The organism is Planococcus maritimus (assembly GCF_001592825.1).
Taxonomy (GTDB): Bacteria; Bacillota; Bacilli; order Bacillales_A; family Planococcaceae; genus Planococcus; species Planococcus maritimus_C.
Genome location: NZ_LTZG01000063.1, coordinates 40,305 through 61,141, shown reverse-complemented (window position 1 = coordinate 61,141; position 20,837 = coordinate 40,305). Strand labels below are relative to the sequence as shown.

The 20,837-nt window shown below is 48.2% G+C and carries 21 protein-coding genes and 1 riboswitch; of the genes, 8 read left to right on the top strand and 13 right to left on the bottom strand.

Annotated elements, in window-relative coordinates; translation table 11 throughout:
- Positions 1 to 6 precede the first annotated feature (6 nt).
- On the bottom strand, positions 7 to 456 hold the full coding sequence (locus tag AY633_RS15545; protein WP_068489109.1) for a YtxH domain-containing protein: 450 nt from the start codon (positions 454 to 456) through the stop codon (positions 7 to 9).
- A gap of 186 nt (positions 457 to 642) precedes the next feature.
- Here AY633_RS15545 and AY633_RS15540 point away from each other — a divergent pair, with 186 nt between their 5' ends.
- Both AY633_RS15540 and AY633_RS15535 read left to right on the top strand, forming a co-directional pair.
- Positions 643 to 2,004 (top strand): alanine/glycine:cation symporter family protein, encoded by a 1,362-nt coding sequence (locus AY633_RS15540; protein ID WP_068489108.1) that lies wholly within the window; start codon positions 643 to 645, stop codon positions 2,002 to 2,004.
- A gap of 58 nt (positions 2,005 to 2,062) precedes the next feature.
- Positions 2,063 to 2,284 carry a DUF1128 domain-containing protein gene (locus AY633_RS15535; protein ID WP_068489107.1) on the top strand — a complete coding sequence of 74 codons (222 nt, stop codon included), beginning with the start codon at positions 2,063 to 2,065 and terminating at the stop codon, positions 2,282 to 2,284.
- A gap of 399 nt (positions 2,285 to 2,683) precedes the next feature.
- Here AY633_RS15535 and AY633_RS15530 read toward each other — a convergent pair whose 3' ends face one another.
- The 4 genes from AY633_RS15530 to AY633_RS15515 all read right to left on the bottom strand — a co-directional run bounded on the left by AY633_RS15530 (position 2,684) and on the right by AY633_RS15515 (position 7,088).
- A complete protein-coding gene (locus AY633_RS15530) occupies positions 2,684 to 3,670 on the bottom strand; it encodes a class I SAM-dependent methyltransferase (RefSeq protein ID WP_068489106.1) in 987 nt (328 codons plus the stop codon).
- Positions 3,667 to 4,974, bottom strand: a complete 1,308-nt coding sequence (locus AY633_RS15525) for an FAD-dependent oxidoreductase (protein WP_068489105.1) — start codon at positions 4,972 to 4,974, stop codon at positions 3,667 to 3,669. Before AY633_RS15525 ends, AY633_RS15530 begins: the two co-directional genes overlap by 4 nt.
- Positions 4,975 to 5,085: 111 nt before the next feature.
- A complete protein-coding gene (locus AY633_RS15520) occupies positions 5,086 to 5,997 on the bottom strand; it encodes a pseudouridine-5'-phosphate glycosidase (RefSeq protein WP_068489104.1) in 912 nt (303 codons plus the stop codon).
- On the bottom strand, positions 5,994 to 7,088 hold the full coding sequence (locus tag AY633_RS15515; protein ID WP_068489103.1) for a carbohydrate kinase: 1,095 nt from the start codon (positions 7,086 to 7,088) through the stop codon (positions 5,994 to 5,996). Before AY633_RS15515 ends, AY633_RS15520 begins: the two co-directional genes overlap by 4 nt.
- A gap of 144 nt (positions 7,089 to 7,232) precedes the next feature.
- Here AY633_RS15515 and AY633_RS15510 point away from each other — a divergent pair, with 144 nt between their 5' ends.
- From AY633_RS15510 to AY633_RS15500, 4 genes are all read left to right on the top strand, one after another.
- Positions 7,233 to 8,465: an aminopeptidase gene (locus AY633_RS15510; protein ID WP_068489102.1), complete on the top strand. Its 1,233-nt coding sequence runs from the start codon at positions 7,233 to 7,235 to the stop codon at positions 8,463 to 8,465.
- Positions 8,466 to 8,549: 84 nt separating this feature from the next.
- Positions 8,550 to 8,690, top strand: coding sequence for a hypothetical protein (locus tag AY633_RS16700; protein ID WP_171900961.1), 141 nt, complete (start codon positions 8,550 to 8,552; stop codon positions 8,688 to 8,690).
- Positions 8,691 to 8,817: 127 nt separating this feature from the next.
- Positions 8,818 to 9,825: a rod-share determining protein MreBH gene (gene mreBH / locus AY633_RS15505; RefSeq protein ID WP_068489101.1), complete on the top strand. Its 1,008-nt coding sequence runs from the start codon at positions 8,818 to 8,820 to the stop codon at positions 9,823 to 9,825.
- A 30-nt stretch (positions 9,826 to 9,855) separates the two neighbouring features.
- A complete protein-coding gene (locus AY633_RS15500) occupies positions 9,856 to 10,428 on the top strand; it encodes a beta-class carbonic anhydrase (protein WP_068489100.1) in 573 nt (190 codons plus the stop codon).
- Between the two features lie 6 nt (positions 10,429 to 10,434).
- Here AY633_RS15500 and AY633_RS15495 read toward each other — a convergent pair whose 3' ends face one another.
- The 3 genes from AY633_RS15495 to AY633_RS15485 form a co-directional block, all read right to left on the bottom strand.
- Positions 10,435 to 10,917 carry a DinB family protein gene (locus tag AY633_RS15495; RefSeq protein ID WP_068489099.1) on the bottom strand — a complete coding sequence of 161 codons (483 nt, stop codon included), beginning with the start codon at positions 10,915 to 10,917 and terminating at the stop codon, positions 10,435 to 10,437.
- A gap of 77 nt (positions 10,918 to 10,994) precedes the next feature.
- Positions 10,995 to 11,543 carry a GNAT family N-acetyltransferase gene (locus AY633_RS15490; RefSeq protein ID WP_068489098.1) on the bottom strand — a complete coding sequence of 183 codons (549 nt, stop codon included), beginning with the start codon at positions 11,541 to 11,543 and terminating at the stop codon, positions 10,995 to 10,997.
- 1 nt (position 11,544) lies between these two features.
- Positions 11,545 to 13,344: a M3 family oligoendopeptidase gene (locus AY633_RS15485; protein ID WP_068489097.1), complete on the bottom strand. Its 1,800-nt coding sequence runs from the start codon at positions 13,342 to 13,344 to the stop codon at positions 11,545 to 11,547.
- Between the two features lie 185 nt (positions 13,345 to 13,529).
- Here AY633_RS15485 and AY633_RS15480 point away from each other — a divergent pair, with 185 nt between their 5' ends.
- The gene (locus tag AY633_RS15480) at positions 13,530 to 14,270 is read left to right on the top strand and encodes a tryptophan-rich sensory protein (RefSeq protein ID WP_068489096.1); all 741 of its coding nucleotides are present in this window, start codon (positions 13,530 to 13,532) and stop codon (positions 14,268 to 14,270) included.
- A gap of 42 nt (positions 14,271 to 14,312) precedes the next feature.
- Here AY633_RS15480 and map read toward each other — a convergent pair whose 3' ends face one another.
- Both map and thiT read right to left on the bottom strand, forming a co-directional pair.
- Positions 14,313 to 15,065 carry a type I methionyl aminopeptidase gene (gene map, locus AY633_RS15475; protein ID WP_068489095.1) on the bottom strand — a complete coding sequence of 251 codons (753 nt, stop codon included), beginning with the start codon at positions 15,063 to 15,065 and terminating at the stop codon, positions 14,313 to 14,315.
- Positions 15,066 to 15,225: 160 nt separating this feature from the next.
- Positions 15,226 to 15,801: an energy-coupled thiamine transporter ThiT gene (gene thiT, locus AY633_RS15470; protein WP_068489094.1), complete on the bottom strand. Its 576-nt coding sequence runs from the start codon at positions 15,799 to 15,801 to the stop codon at positions 15,226 to 15,228.
- A 96-nt stretch (positions 15,802 to 15,897) separates the two neighbouring features.
- Positions 15,898 to 15,997: riboswitch (TPP riboswitch) on the bottom strand.
- A 139-nt stretch (positions 15,998 to 16,136) separates the two neighbouring features.
- Between thiT and AY633_RS15465 the strand changes: the two genes are divergently transcribed.
- Positions 16,137 to 17,219, top strand: coding sequence for a M20 family metallopeptidase (locus tag AY633_RS15465; protein WP_068489133.1), 1,083 nt, complete (start codon positions 16,137 to 16,139; stop codon positions 17,217 to 17,219).
- A 267-nt stretch (positions 17,220 to 17,486) separates the two neighbouring features.
- Here the strand turns inward: AY633_RS15465 and AY633_RS15460 are convergent, their stop codons facing one another.
- From AY633_RS15460 to AY633_RS15450, 3 genes are read right to left on the bottom strand one after another with little or no spacing between them, the layout of a single operon-like run.
- Positions 17,487 to 18,422 carry an SGNH/GDSL hydrolase family protein gene (locus AY633_RS15460; RefSeq protein WP_068489093.1) on the bottom strand — a complete coding sequence of 312 codons (936 nt, stop codon included), beginning with the start codon at positions 18,420 to 18,422 and terminating at the stop codon, positions 17,487 to 17,489.
- A 12-nt stretch (positions 18,423 to 18,434) separates the two neighbouring features.
- Entirely contained in the window at positions 18,435 to 19,658 is a 1,224-nt protein-coding gene (locus tag AY633_RS15455; protein ID WP_068489092.1) for an aminopeptidase, read from the bottom strand.
- Entirely contained in the window at positions 19,658 to 20,815 is a 1,158-nt protein-coding gene (locus AY633_RS15450; protein WP_068489091.1) for a DEAD/DEAH box helicase, read from the bottom strand. Before AY633_RS15450 ends, AY633_RS15455 begins: the two co-directional genes overlap by 1 nt.
- Between the last annotated feature and the right edge of the window lie 22 nt (positions 20,816 to 20,837).

Here is a 20,837-nt window from a genome sequence, read left to right as displayed (position 1 = left end):
TCCCGCTCAGTTGCGGTTCGGGTTGTACGTGTTGTTCGAGTTGTCAGAAGATGAATCGTCCGTCAATGAAGAACTCGGTGATGGGTTGTCTTCTTTCACTGCTGATAGGACATCATCTTTAGATTCGACAACCGCTTCTTTCGTTTCCATCACGGCGCCTCTCGCATCTTGCGCCACTTCTTTCACTTCCGGCACTAATTTTCTCACTTGCTCTACTTTTCCACCTACATATGCAGCGTCTTCAGAAATACGCGCGTACAGATTTTGGGCACGTTCCGCCTGTTCTTTAAAAGCAGATTTCAACTCATCTTTATTGCTGGCATAGTATTTCGCACTATCACTCGCTCTTTTCGATTTATCCATCACATCTTCACGCGTGTTGCGGTCCAATAATGAAACTAGCGCTCCTACAGCCGCGCCTACTACTATTCCTGTCATCAATTTGTTTTGGCTCATTCCAAATTCCTCCTAGTGTGAATATTGTTTCTGTCATACTTCGATTTTTTCCCTCTTCCTTGAAAATCTAAACACTTATCAAATTATTTTTTAAAAATAACTTGACTCTGCCACCAAACTTTCGGAATATTAACTCTACAGGAGGAATTATTCCTAAAAAAAAAGCAACAATGAGGGGGAGATCAGATGGAAGCATTAACGGAATTTCTAGGTACGGTCAGTGGTTACGTATGGGGGCCGCCGCTTTTGATTCTATTGGTAGGGACTGGGATTTTCTTGACGGTCCGGCTAGGGCTTTTGCAATTGCGCTTATTGCCATATGCATTAAAGCTAACGTTTAGTAAAAACCCGGATAAAGATGCAGAGGGTGATATTTCCCATTTCCAAGCTTTGTCGACGGCTATGGCTGCGACAGTCGGGACAGGAAATATTGTCGGGGTGGCAACAGCAGTCATTCTCGGCGGTCCTGGAGCTGTTTTCTGGATGTGGTTTTCTGCATTCTTCGGGATGGCAACAAAATACGGTGAAGCCGTCCTCGCTGTTAAATACCGGATTGTGGACGCTAAAGGCCAAATGGCGGGCGGGCCGATGTATTATCTTGAACACGGCCTGAAACAGAAATGGCTGGCCGTACTATTCGCCGTATTCGGCGCTATCGCAGCGTTCGGTATCGGAAACGGCACACAGTCCAATTCTGTCGCATCTGTCGTACGCGATACTTTTTCTGTGCCAACATGGATTACAGGTATCATCTTGACGATCTTCGCTGCCGTTGTCATCATCGGCGGGATCAAGACAATCGGTAAAGTTACAGCATTCTTTGTACCATTTATGGCCTTATTCTATATCATTGCCGGAATCATCATCATGATTCTTAATATGGACCTTATCCCTGCAGCACTTGGCACGATCTTCAGCGCGGCTTTCACTGGTGAAGCTGCGGTGGGTGGCGCGATTGGCGCTGCGATCCGCTACGGTGTAGCACGAGGCGTCTTCTCCAACGAAGCCGGCCTTGGTTCTGCACCGATTGCGGCGGCAGCGGCAAAAACCGATATGCCTGGCCGCCAAGCGTTGGTCTCGATGACTCAAGTACTGTTCGACACTTTGATCATCTGTTCGATTACTGGTATCACGATTGTCATGTCCGGTTTGTATAAGGATGACAGTCTTGAAGGCGCAGCACTCACGACCGCCGCATTCGAGCAGTTCCTTGGAGGAGTTGGCCCTTACATCGTAGCAATTGGTTTGGTTTTCTTCGCTTCTTCGACCATCATCGGCTGGTCTTATTACGGCGAGAAATGTTTCCAGTATCTCTTCAAGAACCCAAGCCTATTGATTGTCTACCGCATCGCGTTCGTTGCGATGGTCTTTGTCGGCGCGACGGTCTCACTTGATGTCGTCTGGACCTTCTCAGATGTCATGAACGGCTTAATGGCATTCCCGAACTTGATCGGTCTTCTCGGACTTTCTGGCGTCATCGTTTACGAGACGAAGAAAATCACGGCGAAGATCAAAGAAGAGAAAGAACAGGCTCGCTCTGGCAATTGACATTCCATTTGAATAATGAAATGATAAAGCATACCCACCCGAAAGGCAGGAATGGATCATGGATTTATCCAAACAGTCACCTGAGAACGTCGATTTTATGATTGAGGAAATAAAAACGAAACTGCGCATGGTCAACGTCGATGCAATGAAAGCCGAGCACTTCAACTCTTCTGAGTACGAGGACTTGCGTGAAATTTACGAAATGGTTAAAAACCGCGACAATTTCAGCCCGAATGAAATGCAGGCTATTGCCTCTGAACTTGGCTCATTGCGCAAATAAAAAAACCCCTGAAGCATAAGGCTTCAGGGATTTTTTTGCGCTTTTCTTTGTCTAGCTCAATCGCCCAGCTCTTCGGGTCATAAGTCAATTTTCCTGTGCGGCAAAGGGCGCCACTTCGGAAACTTGCCTTACGCCTGTCAGAGCTTAACGGGCGCTTTCGCTTTTCTTTTTGTCTAGCTTCAATGGCCTGACTCTCGGGTCGTAAGCCAATTCCCCTGTGCGGCAAAGAGCGCCGCTTCGGGGACCCGGCTTACGCCTGACGAGTCATGACGGCCATTTCAGCTTTTCTTCTGTCCAGCTTCAGCAGCCAGATTCTCGGATCATAAGCCGACTGTCCTATGCGGCAAAGGGCGCCGCTTCGGCCATCCGTCTTATGCCTGTCGAATCTACACGGCTGCTTCAGCTTTTCTTTTCATATTGCACGATGTACCAGCCGCCTTCTTTGATGACAGTTTGGAGGCTGAGTAATTCAAGTCCGGCTTCTTCTCCCCATTCGATGAGTTCCTCTCTTTTCGGCAGTCGGTAGAGATTGTCGAAGGATGAAAAGAAGCTATTGAACACGTTGGCAAACGGTGGGCTGTCTGGGCCTCCGGCGATTGGGGTGACAATCGATAAAACGCCCCCCTCCTCGATCCAGCTGCTGAGTTCGTTGAACAAGGCCTGGCGCTTTTCGAGCGGGATGTAATGCAGCACATTATTAACCATCACCATGTCCTGCAAGGCTTCAGGCTTGTAATTCCACAAATCCGCTTGCTCAATCAAGACATTGTCTTGTGCTGCCGTCAATTGTTTCGCCCTTTCTACCACTTCTTCGCTAATTTCAATTCCTGTAAACTGTGTAGATGGGAATCGCAGCCCCATTTTTTTTATGTAGCCACCTTCTCCGCAGCCAATGTCGAGTACACGTCGACAGTTTTTCTCCTTCAGCCTTTTGGCCATTTTTGGATAGGCTAAAACTTCTAATAATCGGCTAGTTTCTGCCACGGTTCCTGCGTGTTCGTCTTCATCGAAATGGAGACGACTCCGGTTGCGCATCATTTCAGGATACTGGAGCAAGGTTGGCAGATGTAGTTCCATCATTTCTTTTAGCAACACGCCTGAAGAATTATTGCCTTTGGATTTTGGCAACTTCCACCGATTCTTTATTTGATAACGGTTACGGCTTACTTCTTTCAAGTATCCAATCGATACACCAATCGCTACCCATTGCGCGAGTAGTTGTTCATCAAGGTCAAGTGCATCGGCCACATCAAATTGTGTCATCGGCCGTTCAAATGACTTGAACAAATCTAATTCATATCCGACATAAGCATGCCAACTATACAAGAACGGCTCGTTGCGCTTCATATATGTTCTTGCTTTCACCATCTTCATTACATCGATCATCTAAATCCCTCCACTTTCCACGGGTAGTCATCTTCCGGTTTGTAGTATTTCAGCTCTTTTGTGCCTTCTGTTAATTCCTTTGCACGCACCGGCATAAACCCGCCTTGAATAAAGCGGTCCCGGACGTTCTCCTTCCACAGCCCGAGGCCTGAGACATTTAACATCTGCTTGAAATGGAGGATCGGGTCTTCTTCCATGCGTTCAAATGTCCGCTGTCGCAAATAACTGACTGGTCGGTACGGAAATGAATAAGCAAGTGCTGCCAAATGGCTCAATTGAATGACATGGTCCGCCCTGCGATAACGCACTTTTTCGTACCATTTCAAATTGGCTGTATCGACCGTCTTCTCAGCTAGCATATCCGCCGCAAGCTCCCCGAGCACATCGGCATCTTGTATCGCCATGTTCATGCCTTCTCCTGCCATTGGATGGACTGCATGCGCCGCATCGCCAATAATCGCCTTATTGCCTTTTACATAGGAATTGGCATGATACATGACTGGAATCATCAACTGGATTTTTTTCCAGTCTGTCAACTGCTGGACATAACCGTCCACAGCCGGCGCCAAGTCGGTGTACAGCTTATGAAAATGGCTGATGGGCTTTTCCTTCAAGGTTTTATAATCTCCCGGCGGAATCAAATATACACTTCGCACTTGATCGTCAGGAAGCGGGAACAGCCCGAGGAATCGGTTGTATGTGGAAATGATTTTGCCATCGGTGAAATTCTCCGCACGCGGAAACGTCACTGTCAGAAAATGATGGTTGTAGGTGGTCTGCTTGACTTCGACTTCCATCGCTTTTCGCGTCACCGATGACCGGCCTTCTGCGCCGAAAAAGAACTTGGCTTCTACTTCAAATTTCTCAGTGCCTTTTTGAAGAATGGCCGCATGATCGGTATAACCTTTACATGCAGTGCCTTTTAAATAATGGAAGTTGTCGTATTCACATGCCGCTTCTCGAATGATTGTCTTCAGCTCTTCATGATGAATCATGTAAGCGGCGTTGTACTTTCCGGGCAACACGCTGTAATCCATGAAGGATTGGTCTTTCACTTTCAAGGTGCTGGACAGTTCGAGCATGTCGAGTACTTTGATTTCATTGGAACGATCACAAACCGAATCGTATACGCCTAGGCCATCGAACACTTGCATGCTCTTCGGCTGCAGCAGCTCTCCTTTATAAGTCGGAGAGCGCACGGCCATGCGTTCGGCTAGCACGACATCAAAGCCGCGCCGCACTAATTTCAACGCGAGCGTCAACCCGCCTATCCCCCCTCCGCCGATAAACACATCCGTTTTCATGAACCTCAACTCCTTGTGTTTCCTTACCCTTAAAAAGAGTTCCTGAAAACCGTACAGCTGGCAAACAATAAAAAAAAGACCCATAATGGGCCTTTTTTTCACAATTTATCCTTAAAGTGCATGATACGAAGCCGCGAGTTCGGCTCCGACCTTAGCATTGTGCTTAACCAGTTCGATATTGGCGACGAGGCTTTCGCCTTCTGTTAGTTCTTTAATTTTGCCGAGCAAAAATGGCGTTACGTCTTTTCCGTTGATGCCATTTGCATTCGCCTCAGTCATTGCTCGCTCGATAATGCTGTCGATAAATGATTTTTCCAGCGCATGCTCTTGAGGAATTGGGTTGGCGATGACAGCTCCGCCCTTTAAGCCGAGCGACCATTGCGCCTTCAAGATGCTGGCGAGTTCTTCAATCGATTCGGAACCGCAGCTTAATGGGAAGCCGCTAGACCGTGTATAAAAGGCTGGCATTTCCTCCGTCTGGTAACCAATGACCGGAACCCCTTTTGTCTCTAAGTATTCGAGTGTCAGTCCGATATCCAAAATCGATTTTGCTCCTGCACAAACGACCGCTACGCTCGTAGTCGAAAGCTCTTCCAAATCGGCCGAAATGTCCATTGTCGTCTCTGCCCCACGGTGAACTCCGCCGATGCCGCCTGTTGCAAAAACGCGTATGCCCGCGAGTTCAGCGAAAATCATGGTCGCTGCCACTGTCGTCGCACCAATTTTTTTGGTGGCAAGCAATTGTCCGATATCTCGCCGCGATACTTTTGCCACGTCAGGTGCAGTGCCCAAAAGTTCTAACTCTTCATCCGACAAGCCAATTTTGATATGGCCGTCCATTAAAGCGATCGTCGCTGGCACAGCACCATGATCGCGGACGATTTGTTCTACTTCACGTGCCGTCTCCACGTTTTGAGGATATGGCATGCCGTGTGAGATGATGGTCGACTCCAACGCCACAATCGGTTTGTTTTGTTTGATGGCTTCTTGTACTTCTGTTGAATAGCTGAGCACGTTTGTCATTGTAATTCCTCCAATTCGTTGATTAACAAGCTTTCGGTCAATTCAGGGCGTACGGTTTCGCTGCTCGCGAGTGTCTTCGCCGCATTCAGCATGCCCAGTTGCACTGCTTTGCGGAAGTCATGCCCAGCGAGATGGGCGTGAAGCAGGCCGCCAGTGAAAGCATCTCCCGCCCCCGTGACATCTTCTACATGTTTTGTTTCGATTGACGGAAAATGCACCACGCCATCTCTATCTCCTGCCATGGCGCCAGCTTTTCCGCCGGTGACCACGACCGTTTTCGCACCTTGAGCAAGAAGCAATTCGACGGCCCGTCTCCAATCCGCTTGATTATGTATCGATATGCCGAGCCTGAGAGCTGCCTCGTCGCGGTTCAGGATCAGGAACGTGATACCGTTTAAATCCTCTGAAAGTCGTTCCATTTTAGGCGCCGATACGGGAATGACAGCAAGCGGCACTTGAGATGAAGAAGCAAGATTTTGCAAATACTGAACGGTTTCTTTCGGACAGTTCAAGTCTACCGCGAGCAATTTCGCGCGCATTAGCTTACTGCGATGAGGTTCCAGGTACTCAGGTGTCAACGCCGTATAAACATCCATATCAGCGAGCGCAAAAGCCATCTCGCCGTCTGGTTCCAATACCGCGGTATAACTGCCGGTTACGCTCTTCGCGAATGTCTTGGTCATGGCGGTATCCATATAAGGCGAAGATACTTCTTCAATATAGCGCCATTCCGGATCGTCTCCTGCGACTGATACCAATTGAACCGTGTGTCCAAGCCGCCCTAAGTTTTCCGCAATATTGCGCGCAACGCCCCCGACGCTTTTTGTCACTGTCGCGGGATTGGAAGTACCGTGAACAGAAGCTGCTTTCAAATGAAACTTTCGGTCAATGTTCGCCCCACCAATGCACAAGATGGCATTTTCTTCGGGCAGTACATAAGCGCGCCCCAAAATCTTGCCTTGCTTGATAAGTCCCGAGATTAGATTGGCCAACGATGGCCGCGAAAGCCCGAGTGCGTCTGCCATTTCCTGCTGGGACAAATACGGGTCACGTTCGATCAGTGCGAGGATTTTCTGTTCATTGCGATTCATTGCATTTCCCCCTCTCTAAACATTTGTTTAAATTATAAACTTTTATAATTTAAATTGCAAGCGCTTTCTTTCTAAAGGCAATGCTATTGCACTGAGCAATTAAATATTGCTACTATAGAAAGGATGAGAGGAGTGTTTTTGAAGATGACCACATTTGATGAAAAGTTAACCCGCTATGCGGAATTGGCAGTAAAGGTGGGCGTCAATATACAACCCGACCAAAAATTGTATATTGCAGCTTCCATAGACTCAGCACCGTTCGTGCGCTTGATCGTCAAAAAAGCGTACGAAGAAGGCGCAAGACAAGTATTTGTGGATTGGAGCGATGATGTGATTTCCCGCACCCGCTTCGAGAAAGCACCGGAAGATTCTTTTGCAGAATACCCGGAGTGGAAAATCCAGGAGCGTGAGCAATTGGCTGCACAAGGCGCGGCTTTCATTAGCGTCGTTTCGCAAAGCCCGGATTTACTGAAAGGCATCGATTCCAAACGTATTTCAGCTTCCCAAAAAGCGACCGGGCAAGCATTGAGCAAATACCGTCAATACGTCCAGTCCGACAAAATCAGCTGGTGCGTTCTTGCAGCACCATCTGAGCAGTGGGCGAAGAAAGTCTTCCCCGATCTCCCTGAAAACGAACAAGTATCAGCCCTGTGGGAAGCGATTTTCAAGGCTGTCCGCGCCGATACCGAAAACCCGATCGAAGCTTGGCTGGAGCATGACCGTACGCTTCATACAAAAGCTGATTACTTGAATGACAAAAAATACGCCAAGCTGCATTACCAGGCACCAGGCACTGATCTCGAAGTCACGCTGCCAAAAGGCCATCTGTGGGCAGGCGCTGGTTCTGTCAACGAAAAAGGCCATACGTTCATGGCCAATATGCCGACCGAAGAAGTGTTCACAGTACCGCACAAAGATGAGGTCAATGGTTTTGTCTCAAGCACCAAACCGCTCAGCTATGGCGGCAATATCATTGACGGCTTTAAAATCACTTTCGAAGGCGGACGCATTACAAATGTTTCTGCAGAACAAGGCGAAGAAGTTCTGAAAGAATTGGTTGCGACAGATGAAGGCTCCCACCGCCTCGGTGAAGTGGCATTAGTCCCGCATCAATCGCCGATTTCAGACTCTGGCATTTTGTTCTTTAATACCTTATACGATGAAAATGCATCCAACCATTTTGCGATCGGCAGTGCTTATGCGTTCTGCCTAGAAGGCGGCAAAACGATGTCCGCGGATGAATTGAAAGAACACGGTTTGAACCAAAGCATTACGCATGTCGATTTCATGGTCGGCTCTGCTGATATGGACATCGACGGCATCTTGGAAGATGGCACGCGCGAACCAATTTTCAGAAGCGGCAACTGGGCATTTTAAAGGTCGTTAATTCGACACTTAATTTTCCATTCGTTTTCATGTATACTGAATAGGATAATTACAGTTTAGAGAGGGGTTATCACTATGCTATACGGTATTACGGCTGTCCTCGGATTCATGGCTGTGATCTTCATGTTCTTCTTCACCCTGCTTCATTTCCTTGGCAAAGAGCTTCATACCCATGATGCAGAACATATCGATCCGCTTCCGAAAGAGCGTCATTAAGTAAAAAGCTTTGTCTCGTAAACACGGGGCAAAGCTTTTTTCTGTTTATCGTGCCCCTATCACATCTCACAGAAAAGTGATAAAATTTGAATAAGCAGTGCTTATACCGATTAGGAGGAATCTATCCATGTTTTCTGCAACGGATATCGGGATCGATCTCGGTACCGCCAATATTCTCGTCTATACAAAGTCCAAAGGCGTCATCTTAAATGAACCATCCATCGTCGCCCTCGATGCCCGCAGCGGTGCTGTGATCGCCATCGGCTCTGAGGCAAAAGCGATGCTTGGCAAAGCGCCTGATTCCATCCGCATCGTCCGGCCGATGAAAGAAGGCGTCATCGCCGATTTTGACGTCACCCGTGAGCTCTTAAAGCTGGTTATGCAAAAAGCGGCGAAACAGCTCGGCGGTTCATTGCGCAAACCAAAAGTCATGGTCTGTACCCCCTCTGGCGCAACAGCTGTCGAACGCCGGGCGATTCACGACGCCGTGAAACAAAGCGGTGCCAAATCCGTCCACTTGATCGAAGAAACGGTGGCCGCAGCAATTGGCGCTAATTTACCAATCACGGAACCTGTCGCATCGGTCATCGTCGATATCGGCGGAGGCACGACCGAAGTCGCCATCATTTCATTTGGAGGCGTCGTGTCTTCCAATACGATCAAGATTGCCGGCGACCGGATGGATGAAGACATCATCCAGTATGTGCGCAAGCATTACAATCTATTAATTGGCGAGAAGACGGCCGAGACAATCAAAAAAGAAATTGGCTATGCGCCAATCCCTCACGAGCCGAAAAAGATGAATATCCGCGGCCGCGACGTCTTAAGCGGTTTGCCGAAAACGATCGAATTGAGTTCAGACGAAATGCAAAAAGCACTCAGCGAATCTTTGTCAGCCATCCTCGAATGCATCCGTGCAACATTGGAGAATTGCCCAGCTGAATTGTCGGGCGATATGGTCGACCAAGGCGTAGTCATTTCTGGCGGCGGCGCTTTGTTGAAAGGCTTGCAAGAGTGGCTGACGCAAGAAATTTCCGTGCCCGTCCACATCGCCCCAGACCCGCTAGAATCCGTCGCGATTGGCACCGGCCGTTCGCTCGGCATGATCGACCAGCTCGAGAAAATGTCGCGCTGACTTATACCACACCATCAAGGAGGAAGAACGATGTCTTTATTAAATGAGATTTTGGATTACAACGAAAAGTTTGTAGAAGAAAAACACTATGAGGAATTCATCACTACCAATCTCCCGGATAAGCGGATCGTCATTTTGACTTGCATGGATACCCGCCTGTTAGAACTATTGCCAAAAGCGATGAACTTTAAAAACGGCGATGTCAAAATTGTTAAAAGCGCCGGCGCCATCATTAACCATCCGTTTGGCGGCATTATGCGCAGTTTGTTCGTCGCGGTGTACGAATTGAAGGCTGATGAGATTTATATTATCGGCCATCACGATTGCGGCATGGCGAAAGTGAAACCTGAAGGCATCATCGAAAAGATGAAAGAACGTGGCATTGAAGAAAACACAATTGAACAAATGAAATTCTCTGGCGTCAACCTCGACGAGTGGCTGAAAGGCTTCGATAATGTATCGGATAGCGTACGCCATAGCGTCGACATGGTCCGCCATCATCCTCTGATGGATAAAACCGTTCCCGTCCATGGCCTCGTCATCGATCCCAAAACTGGAAAACTCGATGTCGTCATTGACGGCAATATAAACGAAAACCGCTGAGAAATCTCAGCGGTTTTGTTTTTGAAAATAGATATAATCGAGCGGGATACCGACTTTGCCAAACTGGCGCAACAAGGAAGTAATCTGCCCTCGGTGATAGCTCGCATGATTTACTAGCGTGAACAGCATTTCCTCGCGGCTATGGTGAAACTCCTGGCCTTTCATATTGCGGTAATCCAGCTCTTCTTGCCAACTTTCTTCTGACAATGTGGCAAAATACAGTTCCATCTCCGCGTGAAGCAGCATAATGGCCTCTTTTGCCTTGTCTACTGTCTCAACGTCGAACTGCGTGAACTCAGGACTCTTGACACCATTTATTCGCTGGAACCATAATTTTTCGACACCGATGACATGCCTAATCGTTTCACGGATGGACGGAAACGAATTCAATCCTTCTTTCGTGTAATATTCTTCGCCGCAGTCTTGCACCAATTCCAGAACCTTTTGGCTCGCCCATTGATGGTAGGCAAACATTTTTTGGGGATCCACAAGCGTTCCTCCCTTCCTCAATTTTCAAACCATCTCCGCATATCCTTCCACCAACGCAGATAGGCGGCCTTGCCCTTTCAAAAATCCTGTTCGAGCAATGCGTAGTAATAATGGTCTTTCCATTGTCCGTTAATGAACAAAAATTGCTTAAGCAAGCCTTCTTGTTCAAATCCCGCCTTTTCGAGCACACGCAATGAACCGATATTGTCCGGCGCCACATAAGCTTCTACACGGTGAAGCCGCAATTGCTCAAAACCAAAAGTCGTGATTAAGCGAACCGCCTCGCTAGCGATACCGCGGCCGATGAATTCCTCATCCATCGAATAACCGACGAGCGCGCTGAGAAAAGGCAAGCGTTTGATGCTATATATGGAAATATGGCCGATCAATTGATTGGTGTCGTGTGAGAAAATACCAAAGCTGTACTCACGATTTTCTCGTGCCTGATAAATCGACTCGCGGATTTTCTCGCGCTGGACAGCGATCGTAAAGTAACTATCGCGATGTCTTGGTTCATAAATCGCCCAATAGTCGCGGTTCTTGACAAGTACCTTCACCATGTCTTCGGCGTCTTCTACGGTCAATGTCCGGAGATAACACGTTTTCCCCTCAAAAAGCAGATTCATCTTATCCCTCTTCTGCAGTCAATTTGATGAATTCTTCGACATCTTTTGTGCATAATGCAATGCCTTTTTCCCAGAATCCTTTTTCAGTGATGTCTTCCCCGAGATGTTTCATCGCCAATTCTTCTGTGCTCATGATCGCCGTATCACGCAGCAAAGCCATGTATTGCTCTTCAAATCCTTGTCCTTCCTCAAGCGCTTTGGCATAGACGCTGAGTGAGAACAAATAGCCAAATGTGTAAGGAAAATTATAGAATGGCACATCGGTAATATAGAAATGCAATTTCGATGCCCAGAAATGCGGATGCCCTTCTGATAGACTGCCAGCAAAGGCTTCTTCTTGCGCCTGCTCCATCAATTCGTTTAAACGGCTCGCCGGAACGACACCATTTTTGCGTTCTTCGTAAAATCTCGTCTCAAATAAGAAGCGGGCGTGGATGTTCATGAAAAATGCCACGCTGCGTTGGATTTTGTCTTCTAGCAAGGAAATTTTCTCTTCTTTATTGGATGCATTTTTGACCGCTGCGTCCGCTACGATCATTTCCGCAAATGTGGACGCCGTTTCAGCGACATTCATGGCATAGCTGCGATTCAAGTCGTGCATCGGTCTCAGCGCATGCGTATGAAAAGCATGCCCCAACTCATGGGCCAGTGTCGCAACATTGGACATCGATCCGCTGTATGTCATGAAGATGCGCGATTCGCCGCTTTTTGGAAGCGATGTGCAAAAGCCACCCGGCATTTTATGCGCACGATCTTCCGCTTCCACCCATCCATTTCCGAGCGCATGGCGGGCGAATTTCTCCAATTCCGGTCCGAATTTCCCAAAATGGCGGATGATGAATTCCGAACCTTGTTCGTAATCGAATTGCTGGACGTTTTCTACAACTGGTGCCTCAACATCGTACCAGGCCAACTGATCTTTTCCGAGCATTTGTGCCTTATGCGCCAGATAATCCGCAAACGGCTGTTTGTGTTCACTGATGGCCTGCCACATAACGTCCAAGGTTTTCTGCTTCATGCGGTTCATCTGAAGCGGTTCTTCCAACACATTGTCAACTCCGCGCTTTTTATACATCTGCAGGCGGAAGCCGGCAAGTGAGTTCAAGGTTTTGGCGAACAGCTCTTCTTTTTCTTGCCACACGGCTTCCAACTTTTCATAGGATTCTTTTCGCACTTGTTCATCTGAGTGAGCACTTAAATTATTCGCTTGTCCGACCGACAAGGTCTTCTCTTGCCCATCTAAATTTACTTGCACTGAGATGGAGGCAATCAACAAATCGTATAATTCACTCCACGCGTGATAACCATCTATGCCAAGCGAGGTGATTAATCCTTCCTCTTGTTCAGACAGCAAACGCTTCGCTTCTTGCCGCCATTCATCCAAAATAAAAGCGAATTCTTTCAAGTTTTCCGTCTTCAACAGCTCGATCCAGACGTTTGGATCCGTTTCCATAAGCGCCTGCTTAAATTTTAAAAATGCACTTTGGAAGCGGGATCTCATGAGCCCGACTTCGCTTTGCAGCAAGGCCGCTTTTTTATCTTCTGTGTTTTGCGCCATTAAGCACCCGATAAACGCGCCTGCTTGACGGATATCTACCGATACATCGCTCGTCTGCTCAAGGAATTCTGCGACCCGCTGTGCGTCGCCTGTTTGTTTCGGCATGGCGAATTGTACCGCAGCCTGCTCAAATTCCACTAATTTTTCCGTTGTCATTTCGAGATGCGTTTTCAACTCAGCTGAATCACTGCCACCTGAAAACACATTATCAAGTTCCCATACTTCCGGATATGTATTGGTCATTTTTCTCCCCCTGCGTTTACGAATTTTCTAAATACATGAATAAGTATAACATTTCCCTATGTGGAACGGGAGCGGCGACTGCCCTGTACTTTTCACGATATCGCCATTTTTCAAAAACTTCCTGCACTTTCTTGTTGGTGGTGTGGGCTGGCGAGTTTATACTGATATTTGAGGAGGGATTTCATATGATTCGCGTACTGCTGATGACGCTGGCATTTATTGCTGTCGTCACGACGAATGCCTTGGCGAATATACTGCCGATCAACGGTCAGACTACCGGTGAAATCTCCGACCGTGTGCCGGTCCTCTTCACGCCGGCCGGTTATGCATTTTCCATCTGGTCCGTTATCTATATTTTACTGGCTATCTGGATCATCGGCTTTTGGCTGCGCTTGAAAAAAGGCGTGCACCCACAAGCAAAAGTCTCACTGTTTTTCATCCTGAGCGCTGTTTTCAATATTGCCTGGCTGCTTTGCTGGCATTATGAGTTCTTTATTTGGTCGATCGCTGCGATGATTGCCTATTTAGTGTCGCTGATCGCTTTGTATTTGGAATATGGCAACGACCAACGGGGCATTATGGAACGCTTGCCGATTTCCATCAATCTTGGCTGGATCAGTGTGGCGACGATTGCCAATATCAGCTACGTGCTGACTGTCCATAGCTGGAGCGGCTGGGGGCTGAGTGATCAATTATGGACAGTGATTATGTTGACTGTCGCAACTGCACTAGCGCTTCACATCCGCTTTCACCATTCAGATATTCCACTGACTTTGGTATTTATCTGGGCGTTCGTTGCAATTGCCGTCCGCCACGGCATGGATGAGTTACTAGTCAGCACGGCCGCTTTGTTCCTGAGTGGCGTTTTGCTAACAGGCATTTTGTTGATCAAGAAAAAACCGTTAAAACCGGTTATAACGCCATAAAAAAACAACCATCGCGTGATGGTTGTTTTTTTATTCAATGACTTATTTTTCCAGTTTCGTCAGCAAAATCGGTTCGTCTTTAGTGACGAGTACAGTGTGTTCAATCTGGGCAACCAGCGATTGATCCGGTGTGATAAAGGTCCAGCCGTCGCCAGATTCGATAATATGCTCAGCCTTTTGGGAAATAAACGGCTCGACTGCCAGCACCATGCCTTCTTTCAAAATCGTTGTTTCCCATGCATCGTAATAATTAAGGATATATTGCGGCGCTTCATGGAGCGATTTTCCGACGCCATGGCCAGTGAGGTTCTTAATGACAAACAAGCCTTGGTCTTTCGCTTCGCGCTCCACTGCTTTGCCGATTTGATTTAATTTCGCGCCGGCTTTTACTTTCATCATAGCTCGCTCGAAGGCAGATTCTGCAGCTTGGCAAAGCTTTTCTTTCGCTTCATGGCCTTCGCCGACCACGAAGGAAATGCCGGTATCCGCAAAATATTCGCCGTACGATCCGGAGACATCGATATTGACGATGTCGCCATCATTAATGACGCGCTTTCCTGGAATGCCATGCGCCACTTCTTCGTTGACGCTGATACACGTATAACCAGGGAAATCGTATTCTGATTTAGGCGCAGAGACGCCGCCCCACTCTTTGAACAGGCGGCCGCCCAGTTCATCGAGTTCTTTTGTCGTAATGCCAGGCTTCACGGCGGCTTTCATCGTTTCTCGGATTTCTGCCACCATCTGGCCCGCTTTTTTCAAGCCTTCAATATCTTTTTCATTCGTCGCTATCATAAATACCCTTCTTTCACACTATTCTATTTGAGCATTATAACATAGAATAAGCTGCTCTCGCTTCTCACACCTTCCAAAAGCAAGCTAGTAAAACTAAAACGAAACACAGAGCTTTGTCGTTTTGTTCATTAAAAAACCGCCTATCGCTAGGCGGGTGCAATCAAGAATCTGGCTGCGTCAGGCGCGGTGCTGTCAAGAATAGCAATGAACAGACAATGGCTGCGACAATTGCGACTGGTATCATATACGTAGCGTTATAAGCTGCTGAGTAAATAAAGACATTGCCATCAGCAAACATGCCGAAGAACAGGATTCCCGTAATGACGTGGATCGCATAACGGAGAAACGAACCAATCAAGACGCCAAGTGCAACCATAATGATGACATTGCCAGTCTTTTTCGCCCGTACCGCCTCTAAATAACGGCCGCGCATCAAACCGGCGAGGCCAACGACGCCATATGCCAGCAGATAATCCAAGATGACCTGCATGACCACAAAGCCGAATGATAACGGCGCCACTGAGATAAAACCCGTCACAATCTGCAATAAGCCGACGAGTAGGCCTGTGACGACGCCTGCTGCGACGCCTCTGCGGAATGCCATTAGCACAATCGGAATCATGACCAAGCTGACCGATCCCCCTTGCGGCATGCGAAAGGCCACAAAATCCAAGACAAAGCCGAGAGCTGCAAAAATCGCAATTTCGACCATTAACAATACACGTTTATTTCTCATTCAAACTGCCTCCTTTTGGATTTGCACATCACCAGAAGGGCCGTTTTACAAAACCATAAAAAAACGGCGCCAGGATAGATCCTGGCGCCGCTCGGGCCGGTTTTCCATCCACATCCCTGCGCAAGTGTTACCTTACAGGTTCGAAGGGTAAGAACTTACTCGTTCACTCTCAGCCAAAGCTCCCCTTGTGGTGTATACAATTATTCCGCTATTATGTGTATTGTACACATTGCCCGCTTAGCTTGCAAGGCTGTTTCAGCTAAACGGATTAGGGTAGTTAGGAATTAGCAAACTTTGCGGAAGGTGGTGGAGGCAGCTTGAAAACTGCCGGTTCAATGATTGATTTATTGAAGGATTTGATCAAGATTGAAAGTGATACAAAAGAAGGGGCAAACGAAGCCTTGTTGTTCTGTTCAGAATGGCTTAAGGCTCACGGGGAGGATGTCGAAGTTCATGATAACGATGGCTATCTGATGCTGACCGCTGCTAAAGGGCGAGGCGATGATACGATCATTTGGAACGGCCATGTCGACGTCGTTCCAGGGCGTAAAGAGCAATTTTCTCCAGTTGTAGAAGGCGACAAGCTGTATGGCCGCGGCTCTGCTGATATGAAGGCAGGTGTCGCCGGAATGATGCAAGCATTCATTGAACTTGATGCGGCCGCATTGCCGCGTGAAGTGCATCTACATATCGTCACCGATGAAGAAACCGGTGGACATCATACTTCAGAATGGCTTGTCGACCAAGGTCATTATGGTGACTTCGTAATTTGCGGCGAGCCGACCCATTTGAAGATCGGGCTGCAGTCAAAAGGCATATTAAGAATGGATATGACATTCAAAGGCAAACCAGCACACGGCTCGCGTCCATGGGAAGGCATCAACGCTATTGAATCGGCGATGAAATTTCATGCTGGCATGAAAGATTTACCATTCCGCAAAGAATCGACGGAGTACTATGAGCAAGCTTCTGTTAACTTAGCAATTATCGATGCAGGCGATCGCTATAATGTAGTACCGGACACGTGTAAGATGGCCTATGATATCCGCTTTATGCCAGGCCAGGACAAAGACGAGATTGTTCGTCAGATGGAACAGCTTGCCGAAACGCTAGCTGTCGAGATGGAGTTCCAAGCAGGCGGCTCTACCCCTGCATTGACGACGACAGGCGATCATCCGTATATCCAAACTTTGAAGAAAGCTGTCGAAACGAAGCTGTCGGAACAGCCGGTGCTGTTCGGCCAGCACGGGGCTGCCGACACCCGTCATTATGCCAAAAAAATCGGCGGTCAAGGCGCCATCGAATTTGGGCCGAGTGGAGATGACTGGCATGGCAACGCAGAATACGTCTCCATCTCTAGTGTCCATTCCTTTAAAGATATTTTGATGGCGCACGCCCTCGCCCCGGCGAAGGTTTAATGAAGTCAAAAACCGGGAAAACACTACTATACCTCAATACGAATAGATGAATGGAGCGATAAATATGGCGATTGGAAGACTTGTCAGATCTGCGATTAAATACGGGCCGATTGCTTACCCGATTATCCGCAAAGTAATAAACAACCGAAAAAAGAACAACACTAATAATGAAAACGATACTCGCAGCGACTCACGAAAAAGCCGCTGAACGATAAAAGGCCAGAGAAAATAGATCATTTTCTCTGGCCTTTTTCTATTGCTTACGTATCAAATGAGCGGCAATGCCTGACGGATCGCTAGATAATCCAGCTCCTCATTTTCGGAAGGCTTAGCAGCAGAATCGTCGCTAGAAGCATCCTCTGAGACGGATAGTTGCGTCTCCTCGCCTTCATCTGCTTCCTCTTCCTGCATTTGCTGGATTTCCTCGAAACTCACAGGTGCTGGTTCAGGAAGTTCCGCATCTTCTACTTGGAACCCTTCCCCGTAATGGCCAAAAAATGCGTTCGCCATTTCCTGGTAGCCATCTATATTCGGATGGACGTCTCCAGCATTCGGGACGAGTTCGACCGCATCTTCACCGAAACGGTCGGCTACATCGACAAATATCGCGCCTGCCCGTTCCGCTTCCTGCTTGAGGATCGCGTTCAATTGCTCGAGCTGTTCAGCCGTCCCTTGCTTTTGGCTGTCACGGGCATGGGGATAAGCGAAATAATAGCCCATTACATAGATGTCGGCTGACGGCGCAAGCTCTTCTAGTTTGGAAAGAATGGTTTCAACGTTTTCTCGGGCCCCATTCAATGCGTAATCTGCCTGAATCTCTTCAAAGCTCAAAGCTCCTTCAGCGGCATTTGCTTGCACGAGGCGCAGCAAATCATTCGCCCCGGCAGAAACCGTAACGATGTTTGCTGAACCCAGCAATTCTTTGGCTTCATCCGACTCGATGCTTTTCAGCACATCGCTTGTCGTGAATCCTGGAAAAGCCAAGTCTTTCGAATAGAACGCAAGCGGCTGGTTGCGCGTCAATTCCTGTGCGATCAAATCCGTATAGCCGCTGTCGATTGCCCGGTTCGGCGTTTGGCCGGCCGCGAGCGAATCGCCGATGGCTACGTATGCGGCAGGAATTTGCGGTTCTGCAGATACCGTACTCCCCATTGCCGCAAGCAATAGCCCCACTGCTGCTGCTGCACTTACTGTCTTCTTCATCTGCTCACCTCGTTAGAATGCCCAATTTCCTTGTCGGAAAATGGCTTCGGTTTTGCCGTCTTCGGTAATGCCGTCAATATCCATTTCGCTCGACCCAATCATGAAATCTTCATGGACAATCGAGGTATTCAACCCATACTCTCCCAATTGATCGCGTTCGAGGTCTGTCCCACCTTCGAGGCAAGTCGGATAGGAATCGCCAATGGCCAAATGATTCGATGCGTTTTCGTCAAATAAGGTGTTATAGAACAAAACGCCAGACTTAGAAATTGGCGATTCAACCGGCACAAGCGCCACTTCTCCCAGGTACGCTGCCCCTTCATCGGCTGAAATCAATTCATCCAACAGTTCCTGCCCGACTTCTGCATGGGCTTTAACAATGCGACCTTTCTCAAAATGCAAGGTAAAGCCATCGATAATATTGCCTTGATACACGAGTGGCTTCGTATTGCGCACAGTGCCTTCGACTTCCAGTTTAGCCGGAACGGTATAGACTTCTTCTGTCGGCATATTGGCGATGAACGGCACCTGCTCCGGTGTGCGGGAAGCCCCGCTCATCCACATATGGCCTGCCGGCAAGCCAATCGTCAAATCGGTGCCCGGCGCACGGTAATGCAATTTCCGGTAGCGCCGCCCGTTCAATGCGGCTGCCCGCTGTTCCAGGTTCTCGATATGTTCCTGCCACAATGCAACGGCATCGCCGTCTCCGATGCGCACAGTCTGGAAAATCGCTTGCCATAAGGCTTCCATCTGGTCCTGTTCTTCCGGGAATACTTTTTCTGCCCATTTTTTAGAAGGGATCGCGACGATCGACCAAGCGATTTTGTCGGATCCGACTGCTTGACGGTAGCGTTCCAATGCTTTTCCTGCAGATTTTTGCCCATCGCTCAGGCGTTTTGCCGGAATGCCGGCAAATAAGTCCGGGTCTTCTGCATCGATCCATAAAAATGCGCCTTTATGGTCGATGATGGCATCGCGCTGCTTGACTGTCCAATCCGGAAACTCGTGAAATGCAGCGTCCGGCGCCAATTCGTAATGCGTGCGCATCACAAAAGGATCTGAAAAAGCGACATGGACTTGTTTCGCCCCGGCTTCATAAGCTTTTTCAACCACCAAACGAGTAAATTCTACGGTATCTGTCGTTGTTTGAATCAGTAATTCCTGTCCCGGCTGGATGTTGACACCGACACGGACCGTCAGTTCAGCATACTGCGCTAATTTTTCTTGGAAGCTCATTATTTCTTCCCCTTTGCTGAGATGGTTTTGCTATTGCCTTCGATCAGTTCGCCGCCATGCATGATTTTTTGTACTGGTTTACCCGGCAACTCTTTCGTCAGTTTTTTATAATGTTTTTCATCCGCATAGGCAAGGAGCGTCAACACTTCCCCGTCAGCTCCCGCACGGCCGGTTCTGCCCGAACGGTGCAAATACTGTTCGACCGTCATCGGCGCATCGACGTGGATGACATGTGTCAACTGATCGATATCAAGCCCGCGTGCTGCCACTTCGGTCGCGATCAAGACGGCTGTTTCCCCTTTACGGAAATCGTCCAATGCTTTCTTGCGTTCTTCTTTTTTCATTTCGGAATGCAAAGTCGCGATTTTGGCGTCGCGAAATTTCAGCTTGCTTTCTTTCATTAGCACTTGGTCAAGATTGTTGACGAACGCCAATGCCTTGACCCCTGTCATATGCGAAAGGCTGCGAAGCAAGTCGGTCTTGTCGCGCTCATCGACCTTGACAAATGAATGCGTCACTTTGCCTTGCTTCGGCAATTGTTCAGCCGATACATGGAGGCGAGTCGGATGTTTCATCATGCGTTTCGCAACCAATTCGATTTCCTCTGTAATCGTCGCCGATACCAATACAAGCTGGCGATCTTGCTGTGTTCTTTCGATGAGGTCTTTCATGATCCCGCGGTGTTCGCGTGCCATCAATTGATCGCCTTCGTCAAGTACCATAATACGCACCTCATGCATCTTGAGCTTTTTGGTCTTGACCAATTCGTTCAAGCGACCTGGAGTGCCGACGACGATTGTCGGTTTTTTCTTCAACTTATCCAATTGCCGCTGGATATTGGCGCCGCCGATTAATGGCGTAACGGTTACATCCGTGCCTGTTGTCCACTCGCGCAAGACATTGACGATTTGCATCGCGAGTTCTTGTGAAGGGGCGATGATCATCGCTTGCGTATTCGGTTTTTTCGGGTTGACGCGCTCTAAGATTGGCAATAGATAAGCCAAGGTTTTTCCTGACCCGGTCGGCGATTCCGCCACGATGTCGTTTCCTGCGAGCATTTCCGGAATCATCTGTTCCTGGATCGGCATCGCTTCGGTAAAACCGGTTTGTTTCCATTTTTCTTGCCATACAGGGCTTAAGTCTTCTATAAATTTCATGTGCCATTCCACCTTCTTTTCG

Excerpts from the sequence above, each read along its gene's own strand:
- AY633_RS15540 (WP_068489108.1), top strand. The coding sequence starts at position 643 with ATGGAAGCATTAACGGAATTTCTAGGTACGGTCAGTGGTTACGTATGG.
- AY633_RS15465 (WP_068489133.1), top strand. The coding sequence starts at position 16,137 with ATGATTGATTTATTGAAGGATTTGATCAAGATTGAAAGTGATACAAAA.
- AY633_RS15455 (WP_068489092.1), bottom strand. The coding sequence starts at position 19,658 with ATGAGCTTCCAAGAAAAATTAGCGCAGTATGCTGAACTGACGGTCCGT.
- AY633_RS15530 (WP_068489106.1), bottom strand. The coding sequence starts at position 3,670 with ATGATCGATGTAATGAAGATGGTGAAAGCAAGAACATATATGAAGCGC.
- map (WP_068489095.1), bottom strand. The coding sequence starts at position 15,065 with ATGATAGCGACGAATGAAAAAGATATTGAAGGCTTGAAAAAAGCGGGC.
- AY633_RS15485 (WP_068489097.1), bottom strand. The coding sequence starts at position 13,344 with ATGACCAATACATATCCGGAAGTATGGGAACTTGATAATGTGTTTTCA.
- AY633_RS15500 (WP_068489100.1), top strand. The coding sequence starts at position 9,856 with ATGTCTTTATTAAATGAGATTTTGGATTACAACGAAAAGTTTGTAGAA.
- AY633_RS15535 (WP_068489107.1), top strand. The coding sequence starts at position 2,063 with ATGGATTTATCCAAACAGTCACCTGAGAACGTCGATTTTATGATTGAG.
- AY633_RS15450 (WP_068489091.1), bottom strand. The coding sequence starts at position 20,815 with ATGAAATTTATAGAAGACTTAAGCCCTGTATGGCAAGAAAAATGGAAA.
- mreBH (WP_068489101.1), top strand. The coding sequence starts at position 8,818 with ATGTTTTCTGCAACGGATATCGGGATCGATCTCGGTACCGCCAATATT.
- AY633_RS15545 (WP_068489109.1), bottom strand. The coding sequence starts at position 456 with ATGAGCCAAAACAAATTGATGACAGGAATAGTAGTAGGCGCGGCTGTA.
- AY633_RS15480 (WP_068489096.1), top strand. The coding sequence starts at position 13,530 with ATGATTCGCGTACTGCTGATGACGCTGGCATTTATTGCTGTCGTCACG.
- AY633_RS15525 (WP_068489105.1), bottom strand. The coding sequence starts at position 4,974 with ATGAAAACGGATGTGTTTATCGGCGGAGGGGGGATAGGCGGGTTGACG.
- thiT (WP_068489094.1), bottom strand. The coding sequence starts at position 15,801 with ATGAGAAATAAACGTGTATTGTTAATGGTCGAAATTGCGATTTTTGCA.
- AY633_RS15460 (WP_068489093.1), bottom strand. The coding sequence starts at position 18,422 with ATGAAGAAGACAGTAAGTGCAGCAGCAGCAGTGGGGCTATTGCTTGCG.
- AY633_RS15515 (WP_068489103.1), bottom strand. The coding sequence starts at position 7,088 with ATGAATCGCAATGAACAGAAAATCCTCGCACTGATCGAACGTGACCCG.
- AY633_RS16700 (WP_171900961.1), top strand. The coding sequence starts at position 8,550 with ATGCTATACGGTATTACGGCTGTCCTCGGATTCATGGCTGTGATCTTC.
- AY633_RS15520 (WP_068489104.1), bottom strand. The coding sequence starts at position 5,997 with ATGACAAACGTGCTCAGCTATTCAACAGAAGTACAAGAAGCCATCAAA.
- AY633_RS15490 (WP_068489098.1), bottom strand. The coding sequence starts at position 11,543 with ATGAATCTGCTTTTTGAGGGGAAAACGTGTTATCTCCGGACATTGACC.
- AY633_RS15510 (WP_068489102.1), top strand. The coding sequence starts at position 7,233 with ATGACCACATTTGATGAAAAGTTAACCCGCTATGCGGAATTGGCAGTA.